8 protein-coding genes and 1 pseudogene are annotated in these 10,935 nt (G+C 65.1%); 1 reads left to right on the top strand and 8 read right to left on the bottom strand.

The window, feature by feature from the left end:
• The 8 genes and pseudogenes from AC3AYF_RS07695 to AC3AYF_RS07660 all read right to left on the bottom strand — a co-directional run.
• Positions 1–1,185 (bottom strand): four-carbon acid sugar kinase family protein (locus tag AC3AYF_RS07695; RefSeq protein ID WP_487779580.1); only part of this gene is annotated, 1,185 nt, incomplete at its 3' end.
• A 46-nt stretch (positions 1,186–1,231) separates the two neighbouring features.
• Positions 1,232–2,119, bottom strand: coding sequence for a 4-hydroxy-tetrahydrodipicolinate synthase (gene dapA / locus AC3AYF_RS07690; RefSeq protein ID WP_295035030.1), 888 nt, complete (start codon positions 2,117–2,119; stop codon positions 1,232–1,234).
• Positions 2,120–2,164: 45 nt separating this feature from the next.
• Positions 2,165–3,535 carry an Nramp family divalent metal transporter gene (locus tag AC3AYF_RS07685; protein ID WP_487779579.1) on the bottom strand — a complete coding sequence of 457 codons (1,371 nt, stop codon included), beginning with the start codon at positions 3,533–3,535 and terminating at the stop codon, positions 2,165–2,167.
• A 240-nt stretch (positions 3,536–3,775) separates the two neighbouring features.
• Positions 3,776–4,977, bottom strand: a pseudogene (gene larC / locus AC3AYF_RS07680) (nickel pincer cofactor biosynthesis protein LarC).
• A 41-nt stretch (positions 4,978–5,018) separates the two neighbouring features.
• Positions 5,019–5,792, bottom strand: coding sequence for a nickel pincer cofactor biosynthesis protein LarB (gene larB / locus AC3AYF_RS07675; RefSeq protein ID WP_295035038.1), 774 nt, complete (start codon positions 5,790–5,792; stop codon positions 5,019–5,021).
• A gap of 22 nt (positions 5,793–5,814) precedes the next feature.
• Positions 5,815–6,723 carry an ATP-dependent sacrificial sulfur transferase LarE gene (gene larE, locus AC3AYF_RS07670; RefSeq protein ID WP_487779578.1) on the bottom strand — a complete coding sequence of 303 codons (909 nt, stop codon included), beginning with the start codon at positions 6,721–6,723 and terminating at the stop codon, positions 5,815–5,817.
• Positions 6,724–6,759: 36 nt separating this feature from the next.
• A complete protein-coding gene (gene larA / locus AC3AYF_RS07665; protein ID WP_295035041.1) occupies positions 6,760–8,022 on the bottom strand; it encodes a nickel-dependent lactate racemase in 1,263 nt (420 codons plus the stop codon).
• Between the two features lie 82 nt (positions 8,023–8,104).
• A complete protein-coding gene (locus AC3AYF_RS07660; protein WP_295035043.1) occupies positions 8,105–9,229 on the bottom strand; it encodes a 2-keto-3-deoxygluconate permease in 1,125 nt (374 codons plus the stop codon).
• 215 nt (positions 9,230–9,444) lie between these two features.
• On the opposite strand from AC3AYF_RS07660, the gene AC3AYF_RS07655 reads away from it, so the two are divergent.
• A partial coding sequence (locus AC3AYF_RS07655; RefSeq protein ID WP_487779577.1) for a DEAD/DEAH box helicase family protein occupies positions 9,445–10,935 on the top strand: 1,491 nt, incomplete at its 3' end.

Genomic DNA, 10,935 nt, shown 5'->3' with positions numbered 1-10,935 from the left:
CGCAGGCGCCGAGCGGCCGACACCGTCGCGGTCGAGCTGGGAGCGCAGGCGCTCATGCCCGGCATGGACATCCCCGGTGTCGGGCGCATCGCCGCGATCGAGCTCGGTGACCTCTGCCGCCATCAGTAGCGCTCGTGCGGTGGCGCCGCCCGTGGCGATCAGGCGATCGACCTCGGTCAGGTACGGTGCGAGTATCGCGCCGAGTTCGACGCTGAGCCTCGGCCCCGCCGCGGCATCGCGATCGCCGGGCTGGGCCAGTCGAACCATGACGTCGTTCCCGGCCTGCAGCGTTTGCCGGATGCGATCGTCGAGCGCGGCCCGGACGGACGTTTGCGGGCGGGCGCCCAGAAAGTCCCCGGCATCGATCTCGACCACTTCGAGCGCAGGGGTGACATCGACCAGCGCGGCGGCCTGTGCGTGCGAAATGCGACTCATGCTTCCGACCACGATCAGGGTCGGGCTTCGACGCAGGGCGGGCGCCGGCTGGGCCGCGCCCGGCGTGCCGGAAAGCCTCAGCGCCCGGGGCAGGGCAAGCCCCAACCCCGCCGACCCGACCCAGAACACGCGTTCCAGGGGCGCCGACAGCGTTGCCAGACGCATCAGGTCGGCATCCGTCAGCGCATCGCAGACCACGGCGTGAACGCCCTCCTGCCGGTATCGGCGCAAGGTGTCCGTCACCGCCGCGTCCGCTTCGTGGAGCGCCGACAGGTCCAACCGACGTGTCTTCAGGCCGGCCCCTTCCAGCATCTCGACCAGATCGGCACGACCGCCGATACCTTCGTTGGTCCAGACCTCGCTCTCTTCGACCGGGCGTTCGTGGAGCCACTGGCGGCCATCCCGGGTGGTTCTGCCGGTGGCGGGATAGGCCGGCGCGACGATCGCCATGCCGGCGCATGGCACCAGGCTCGCGACCTCGGCGGCAAGATTGCCGCGCAGGGTCGAGTCGACCTTCTTGAACAGATGACGGTAGCGTCCGGCCCACCGGGTCAGGCAGTGCTGGTGCCGTGCTGCCGCGTCGCCAGCGTCGCAGGCGCGCGAATCGAGATCCACCGCGGCGACGTCCGCCACGCTGGCCGCTTCGGCCGACAGCATGATCTGCGTCGTCAGGCCGAGCTGCGCGCACCCGACCGCCGAATCCGCGGTGCCGGTCAGGTCATCGGCCAGGATGAGCAACTTCACGGTCACGGATGAAGCTTCCCCGGATGCCGTCATCGCCAATGCCGAAGGGGCGTCAGACGTCGACACGGGAGTACGCCTCGAGAGCCTGCTTCAGCTTGGCGAGCGCCTGCGGCGTCAGCGCCTGGACCGGCGAGCGAGCGGGCCCCGCGGGCATGCCGAGCAGATCGGCTGCTGTCTTCAGCACGCTCGGCATGGTACCCAGGGCGAAGGCGCTGCGCAGGGGCCGCAGCTTCTCCTGGGCTTCGCGGGCGGTCTCGAAATCGCCGGCCCGCCACGCGTTCCAGATCGTCATCACCACGTCCGGTACCGCGTTGGTGGTCGCCGCCACGGCGCCGTCGCCGCCTGCCATCAATGTCCACAGAATCATCGAGTCGGTGCCGGTGAACACGGCGAAGTCGTCCCGGCGCAGGCGGATCAACTGGACCAGGCGATCGAAGTCGCCGCCGCTATCCTTGATCCCGCGAATGTTGGGAATCCTCGACAGCGTCGCTACGCTCGATACTTCCAGCGTCACTCCCGCCTTGGCCGGAATGGTGTAGAGCAGGATCGGCAGGTCGGTCGCCGCGGCGATGCGCTCGTAGTGGGTGATCAGTTCGGCCTGGGTCGCACCGTTGAAATAGGGGGTGATGATCGACAGGCCATCGACCCCGACGTCGGCCATGCGGGCATTGAGCTCGATCACGCCGCGAGTGGTATAGCCGCCAGTGCCGGCATAGACCGGTACGCGCCCCGCGGCCTGGTCCTTGACGATGGTGGCGACACGCACCTTCTCCTCGTCGGAGAGCGAGAAGAACTCGCCATTGGTACCCAGGGCGAACAGGCCGTGAACACCCTTGGCGATCAGGATGTCGACCAGGCGACGCAGGCCCGCTTCGTCGATCTCCTCGTGGGAATCGAGCGGCGTGATGAGTGCGGGAACGATGCCTCTGAACTGTGTCATGCGAGTCTCCTCGTGGAAAATGAGAGTGAAAGCGTGCGTCGATCGCTACTGGGCGACCCTGGCGATGGCGCCCGCCAGATTGGTCAGGATGGCGTAGAGCGACCAGAGGCCGATGAGGGAGATGACACCCAGGATCAGGGTTTCCCACCAACGGTTGGCATAGTCGTCGAGCATGAAGCGGCGGCTGGTGGTCAGGATCAGGATGCCGATCAGAATCGGCGGCAGTACCGTGGCCGTGATCACGCTGGTGCCGAAGACGCTCAGATAGACGAGATTGGGCGCGAAGGGCAGCGTGATGAACAGCGGGGCGACGATGAACAGACCGATCAGGGCGGGTCGATAGCGCGGGTCCTGCTCGGGGCGCATCTCGCCGTCTCTCTTTCCGGTCGCCAGGTGGAGCCCGTTGAACATCAGCTTGGCCAGCCCGTGCGCCTGGGCGGGGAAGCTGGTGAAGGCGGCCATGAACAGGCTGACCCAGAGCAGGGTCGGTCCCCAGTCGCCGACTGCCATCTGCATCATCGTGGCGAGATCGGTCTCGCTGGAAACGGTCACGCCCGTTCCACGCAGCGTCTCCGCCGCCACGATCCAGAACAGCGCGTTGATGATCAGCAGCGGCAGCATGCCCGCGATCAGATCCAGCCGCTGGATCTTGCGGTGGGCCGGGCGATTCCAGCCACGATCATCCATGAAGTAGGGGTAGAGCAGGTTGATCGCCGAACCACCGATGGTGCCGATGGTCGCCACTGCGATGAACAGCGCATCGAAGGGACCGTTGTCGGCCGGCACCGCGAACGTCAGGCCGCTGAGCAAGGCGGGAAAATCGATGTGACCGCTCCGGAACAGGGCGTAGACGCACGAACCGATGATGATCACGGAAGCGCCCCGCGCCAAGCGCTCGAGCCACTTGAACGCGTTGCGGCCCGCCAGCATGACCAGCGACAGCAGCATGACGATGAGACCCATCAGCGGCAGGCCGAATCCATCGGGCAGCGTCAAGCCGGTGGATTCGATCAGGTGCACCAGCGCGACGGCGCAGGCGCGCATGAAGCTCATCTGGATGATCAGGCCGTAGACCAGCATCAGGATGGCGAAGAATGCCGGAAAGCCCTTCCACAGGCGCTGGTAACCGGCCATCAGCGACGAGTCTTCGAACCGGTTGGCCAGCTTGTACTTGGCGATGGCCGAGATCATGCAGTAGCGGGCGGCCAGGGCGACCACCAGGGTCCACATCAGCGCGTATCCGTAGTTGGCGCCCGACACGGTGGAACTGACCAGGTCGCCGGTTCCCAGAAAGGCCATGGCGAGTACCAGCCCGGGCCCGATGCTGCGCAGGTAGTCGCCAAGCGTCGTCGGCAGTCTGGGCGGCAAGTCGGCGTCCAGGTCGCCGGCGATTCGGCTCGATTGAGGAGTTGCCATGTCATCGGCTCTTTTTGATCGCAGTGAGCATAAAATTGATCGTTACGATCATAATGACAACCCTTGGCTGCAGAATACCCTGAGGAAAACCGGCGCAGGTTGCTAATTTCCTTCTACGTCAGCCAGTTGCGTAATATTAGACATTGGTCTACCGACGCCGGAATCGCCGGTGGGGAGAGGCGATTGACACAACCTTCGTTGATCGAGCCGCCTCGTCGTTCGCCATTATGATCGGATCGATCAAGGTCGGGGCCGGCGCTCCCGGGATCGGTGCCAGGCCGCCAGGATGGCTTGCTGGACCTCGACGAACGACAGGCGGTGGCGGAAGGCGAGCGCGCTCACATCCTCGAATTCCGGTGTGGTCCGCAACGTCTCTCCCTCGAGAGAACCGATCTTGACCCTGGCGCTTCCCAAGGGGGTTTCCACCGTTTCGATCCGGCGCTCCAGGATACGTCGGCTGGTGTCGTGACGGCGCACGCCGAACGTCGGCGTCTGGCGCAGCATCAGCAGTTCGAGCGCCTCCGCCCGGTTCAGCGGCGCCAGCACCGTCACCAGATGGCCCGGCCGGGATTTTTTCATGGTGACGGGGGTGAAGAAGACGTCGAGGGCGCCGGCCTCCAGCAGCAGCTCGATCACGTGACCGAGCTGCTCCCCGGTGACGTCGTCGAGCTGGCAGGCCAGCACGGCGATGGTCTCTCTGCCCTGATCGGGTACCGCTGTTTCCATCGAAATCACGCGCAGCACGTTGGGAGGGGGGAAGTCGAGGTTGCCGGCACCGTAGCCGATCTCGACCGGGGTTCCCGCCGCAGCGGAGCGGAACGAGTCGACCAGGGTGGCCAGGAACGCGGCGCCGGTAGGCGTGGTCAGCTCGCCCGTGACATCGGGCTCGAAGGTGGATAGCGGCACGCCCTTGAGCAGTTCCAGTGTCGCCGGCGCCGGGATCGGAAAGCGGCCATGGGCCATGCTGACCACGCCGTATCCCACCGGCACCGAGGTTGCGGTGATCGTCTCGACATCGAGGGCTTCCAGTGCCAGGCAGACGCCGAGGATGTCGATGATCGAGTCCATCGCGCCCACTTCGTGCAGATGAACCTCGGCGGGATCGATTCATGGATTCGTCCTTCGGCTTGAGCAATGGCGGTGAAGATCGCCGTCGCCCGGCGCCTTACGCGAGGAGGCAGATCGGCATCGGCGACCATCGTCAGAATATCTCCCGCCCGGCGGTGAGGGTGGCCGGCGTGGCCGTGCACATGTTCATGACCGTGATCATGAGGATGAACGCCACCAGCGGGCTCGAGCGCGATGTCGAGCAACCGCGCGCGGATACCGCAGCGATCCACCGGCCGGGTCTCGAGTGTGAACGGATCGATCGGCAAGCGGCGCAGCGACGCCGCGATCCCTTCCAGATCGGCGCCGAGGTCCACCAGCGCCGCCAGCAGCATGTCGCCGGCGATGCCGAAGGTGCAGTCGATATGAAGCGTCTTCATGAAGTGCGGGGCTCTGTCGGTGTCGGGGCGTCGGATGCTGGCGTAAGGGATGCCGATCTTTCGAAGCTGGCGGGCCGCGGATCGGGGCCTCGCTCGAGCAGCGACAGAATGCTGGCCGCCTGCCAGGCGGCGCCGAAGCCGTTGTCGATATTGACCACGCTCATGCCGGTGGCGCATGCCGACAGCATGCCGAGCAGGGCGGTGACACCCTGCAGGCTGGCGCCGTAACCCACCGAGGTCGGCACCGCGATCACCGGATTGCGCACCAGCCCGGTGATCACGCTGGGCAGCGCGCCTTCCATGCCGGCAATCACGATCAGCACGTCGGCTCGGGTCAACGCCTCGCGATGCGCCAGCAGGCGATCGATGCCGGCGACGCCGACGTCGTTGAGCCGGGCGACGTCGGCGCCCAGCCACTCGAGGGTACCCGCGGCTTCTTCGGCCACGGGCAGGTCCGAGGTGCCGGCGCAGATCACTGCCACGGTGCCGGGGAGACGCTTCGGCGAGGCACCCCACGAAAGCAGCCGGCTGATCGGATCGTAGTGGCCGTGGGGATGATCCTGAAGCACGCGTTCGGCGCGCTCGGCATCGAGTCGGGTGACCAGCGCCCGCTGGTGACGATCGATCAGGCGGGCGACGATGGCGCTGATCTGATCGGCCTGCTTGCCCTCGCCGAACACGACTTCGGGGACGCCGTTGCGAGCTTCGCGAGCGTGATCGACGCGGGCGAACCCGAGGTCGGAAATGGGTCGGTCTGGGCGTTCGGTCATGCCATATCCTGTCGAGCCGAATTCAAGGCAGCAGTCGATTCATGCTGCCGCTGCGGTAGCCGGCCAGATCCAGCGTTACCCAGGCGTATCCCAGCGCCGTGAGTTCCGCGACCAGCCGGTCGTGATGTTCGAGCACCGTCGCCATGTCCTGGGGTTCGACTTCGATCCGCGCCAGTTCGCCGTGATGACGAACGCGGAGCTGGCCGATGTTCAGGGCTCTGACGCGGCGCTCGGCTTCGGCGATCCGCTCGAGCTTCTCCAGCGTGATGCGCTCGCCGTAGGCGACCCGCGATGACAGACACGCCAGCGAGGGCTTGTTCCACGTCGGCAGCCCCATGGCCTGGGAGAGTTCGCGGATCTCGGCCTTGTACAGGCCGACTTCATGCAGCGGGCCGCGCACGCCATACTCGCGGGCCGCCTGGGTGCCGGGGCGATGCTCGCCGTCGTCGTCGGCGATCAGGCCGAAGACGATATTATGGAATCCGGCGTCGACCATGATCGGCGCCAGGTGGGTGAACAGGCCGGATTTGCAGTAGTAGCAGCGGTTGGCGGCGTTCTCGGCGTAACCGGGAATGGCGATCTCCGAGGTCTCGATGACGCGGTGCGGCGCCTCCAGACGCGTGGCCAGATCGCGGGCGGCATCGAGTTCCTCGAACGGATAGGATTCCGAATCGGCGGTGATTGCCAGCACGCGTTCCCGGCCCAGCGTCTCCAGCGCGATGGCCAGCAGGAAGGTGCTGTCGACGCCACCGGAGAACGCCACCACGACATCGCCCATCTCGCGAAGCACGTGACGCAGGCGTTCCAGCTTGGCCTCGAGTTCGGCGCCCTGGGCCACGTCGGCGGTCAGCGGCACGCTGTGCGAGCGAGACGATGCCGCTGCTTCCACGCTCAAGGCATCGATTCGTTCAGTTCGAGCCATCGAAGTCATGGGTTCTCTCCCGTCGTGTGTACGTCGATCGGCGGCTCAGTCATCGACATAAGGCACGGTCAACGGGCCCAGCGGCATCACGGCGATGGTCATCTCGTCGCCATAGCGTGCCTTCAACGACTGCAGCGCCTCGGAGATGTCGTGCACCGGCTGCATCAGTGCGGCGCGCGCCTGGGTGTCGCTCAGCGTCGAGTAGAGCATCACATCGGCCCAGCTCTGGATGACCGCCTGCTTCTGCACCTGCCACTGATCGAGCATGGCGAATTCGGGATCCTCGATCATCTCGAGCAGGGCCTGGGGCGAGTCCGCCATGGCCAGGATCTCGGCGAACTTGCCGTGATCGGGGATGCCGTCCGAGCACTCGCAGGCCATCAGGATCGTGCCGCCGCGCTTGACGATCTTGTGCGCGGCGCTCATCCCTTTGACCGCCTGATAGAGGTTCTGATCCAGCGGATAGCCGGAATTGCCGGTGATCACGACATCGAAGCGCTCGCTGGCTTTGACCATGGCGTGCTCGAGTTCGTGTTGGCAACCCTGACGGTGCGCCTCGGTGAGATCGCCGGCAAACACCCGGGTGATCGCCTTGTCGCGATTGAGGGTGACGTTGAGCATGAAATGCGGCGGACACAGGGCGTTGATCTCGCGGGTCATCGCCTGCAGCGGATTGTCGTCCATGTTGCCCCAGGTCGAACGCGGATCGCCGATCATGCGGGCGTTATGGAACGTCATTATCGTTTCGAGCCCGGCAATGCCCGGCATCACGCCCTTGGGCCCGCCGGAGAAACCGGCGAAGAAGTGCGGTTCGATGAAACCGGTCACGATGCGAAAGTCGGCCTCGACCCAGCGCCGGTTGAGCCACGAGGGACAGCCAAAACTGTTGTCGCCGACGTTGACCAGTTCGTCGTAGTTGTCGCAGTGGTTGTTGATGATCTCGATGTGATCCACCACCCAGTCGCCCAGCATGCCGCGGAGCTCCTCGACCGTCTGGTCGCGATGGGTGCCGGTGCCGTTGATGATGACGAAATTCTCGTGCGGCACGTGATCGAGCGTTTCGATCAGCAGCGGTACCAGCAGATGATTGGGAGTCGGCCGGGTGATGTCGCTGATCACGATGGCGACGCGATCGCTGGCCTTGACCATCTCCTTGAGGGGCGGGGTACCGATCGGCGAAGAGAGTGCTTCGCGAACGCCGGCTTCGGGATTCTCCATCCCATGCTGCGTCGTCGGTTCGACGACGAATATGTCGTCCGGCAGGTCGAGTGCCAGCTCACCCTTGCCGTAGAGCAGAGAGATTTTCATGAAGGCTCCAGGATGGCGGCGCTTGCGCGCCGCCGGATGATGTCATTCGTCTCAGCATGCCACGATACGGCAGTGGCGTCGCTCAACCGTCGCGCGCCACACCGAGATCCTCGTCGACACGGGACTGCGGCTCGTCCTCGAGGGTGCCTTCGATGCCGCGTCTCTTCTGCCAGCGATCGACCAGCATCACGGCGATCGGCCCCAGAATGGCGGTCGTCAGCGTGGCGATCGATATCTGCGACGTCGCGATGTTGACCAGGTCGTGATAACTCTGCGCTTCGGCCGCATTCATCATCCCCGAGTTGGCGGCAACGGCTGCCGCGGCGGCGATAGCGGCCGGCGTGCCGGCGGCGTTGCCCGCCGTGGTCGCTTCGGAAACCGGCGCGATGACGCTGGGTTCGCGGAACAGCCTGAACACCAGAATGCCGACGCCGCCGGTGAGTACGGTAGTCATGACGCCCAGCAGCAGGCCGGCACCCACCACCTCGGGATTGAAGAACGCCGCCAGGTTCATGTTCGCGCCCAGCGCAAAGGCGAAGAACGGGACCGGCAGAATTTCGCCGGGCTTGAGGAAGGCGCGAATATCGCGGTCGATATTGCCCAGCAGCATGCCCAGCGCGATCGGCAACAGCACCGCAATGAAAGCGATCACCGGGAACTGGGAACCCAGCAGGCCCAGCGACATGAGGGTGAAGAACGGACCATCGTTGAGCGATAGGATCGCCACCGCGCCGGTATCGGAGCGGTTGCCGTACTGGCTGGTGAGTGCCGCGTACATACCGCCGTTGCCGTTGGTCATGGCGGCGATGATCGCTACCGTCGAAAGACCCAGCAGGCCATCGATCGGGTCGAACATCAGCCCCAGCCCCACGCCCACCGCCAGACCGGTCAGGTATTTGGCGGTGACCAGCAGGGCGCCTTTCTTGAGCGCCTTGCCGCCCACGCGCAGGTTCATCTGGCTACCGGAGCAGAACAGGAACAGCGCGATCAGCACCAGCGCCCCATCCTTGAACAGCTCCTGGGAGAAGCCGCCGATACGCAGGAACTCGTACTGGCCGCTGTCGGTCTGTCCGGCGCCCAGCCACTGCAGAATGGCGGTGATCCAGGAGAGATGGAGCTGATCTATCGTGTTGAGAGCGGCACCGAAAATGAGGGGAACGACCATCAGGCCCCCGGGAACCTTTTGGACCGCGGCTAGCAATTTCATGGAGTTGACTCCCGTGCGCCATGCGTGGCGAGTGGTTCACTAACGGTTAGTGATCGAAACGATTGCCAATTTGATCGGAACGATCATCTATAACAATTCGACTAACGGTGTAGATGAAAGGAGTCGTCTGCACTCACTGCCACGTTGGGAGCCGACTACCAGCACGACGATCCCGAGGCGTTCCCTCGGTCGCGCGACCTGAGTAAGATGCCGCCATGCTCAAATCCCCTGCGGTTAGCACCGTTCCCAAGCTCCGCCCCTATCAGACTCAGGCCGTCGATAACGTCATCGCGCATTTTCGGGGTGGCGACGACCCGGCCGTGGTCGTATTGCCGACGGGAAGCGGCAAGTCGTTGGTGATCGCGGAGCTCGCTCGGCGCGCCCGCGGCCGGGTGCTGGTGCTGGCCCACGTGCGCGAGCTGGTCGAGCAGAATCACGCCAAGTATCTCGCCTACGGACTCGAAGCGGATATCTTCAGCGCCGGCCTGGGCCGCAAGGAGAGCGGGCGCCAGGTGGTGTTCGGTTCGGTGCAGTCGGTGGTCAACGGTCTGGATGATTTCGCCACCGGCGAGTTCACACTACTGGTGATCGACGAGTGCCATCGCGTCTCTCTCGCCCGCGATAGCGGGGCCGAGCGCCAGGCGGCAGCGTCGGGGAAAGCGGGCCAGCGGGCCGTCTCCACCTACGAGAAGGTGATCGCGCGGCTTCGCGAGGTGCGGCCCAACCTCAAGGTGTTGGGGCTGACGGCAACGCCGTATCGGCTTGGCGAGGGCTTTCTCTATCACCGCCACTACCACGGCATGGTGAAAGGCCCGGAGAACACGTTCTTTCGCGACTGCGTATTCGAGCAGCCGCTGCGCGTGATGGTGCGTCAGGGGTATCTCGCCGAACCCAGGCGCATCGACGGCGCCATGGCCTTCTACGACTTCTCGCGCCTGACCCCACAGCGCAACGGCCAGTTTGCCGAGGGCGATCTCAACGGCGTGGTTCAGGGCAATCGTGCCACGCCGCAGATCATTCATGACGTGATCCAGCGCGCCCACGATCGTCAGGGCGTAATGATCTTCGCGGCCACCGTGGCGCACGCCGAAGAGGTGCGGGAGCTGCTGCCCGCGACCGAGAGTGCGCTGATTACCGGAGCGACGCCGGGCCCGGAGAGGGAGCATCTGATCGCGGCGTTCAAAGCCCGCGAGCTCAAGTATTTGGTCAACGTGGCGGTATTGACGACCGGTTTCGACGCGCCACACGTGGACGTGATCGCCATTCTGCGCCCGACCGAATCTGTGGGGCTCTATCAGCAGATCGTCGGGCGCGGTTTGCGGCCCTCGCCAGGCAAGACCGAATGCCTGATTCTCGACTACGCCGGTAACCCGTGGGAGCTCTATGCGCCGGAGATCGCCCAGGCGCGTCCAGACGGCGAGAGCGAGCCGGTACAGGTCGAATGCCCCGAATGCGGCTTCGCCAACACTTTCTGGGGCAAGCGCGACGGCGACTTCGTGATTGAGCATCACGGTCGGCGCTGTCAGGGGCTTCTTTTCACACGCGGCCAAAGCCCCGCGAAAAGCGGAAGGTCAAACCCGGAGAAGGAGGTCGATGCCGGCGCGGCTTCGGGCGCCATAAAAAGCCAGTGCACCTTTCGTTTTCGCTTCAAGGTGTGCGAGCAGTGCGGGGGCGAGAACGATATCGCCGCACGCGCCTGCGGCCAC

This window comes from Salinicola sp. (assembly GCF_982684285.1).
The sequence above is the reverse complement of the archived record's forward strand: the minus strand, read 5'-3'. Positions and strand labels throughout refer to the sequence as shown.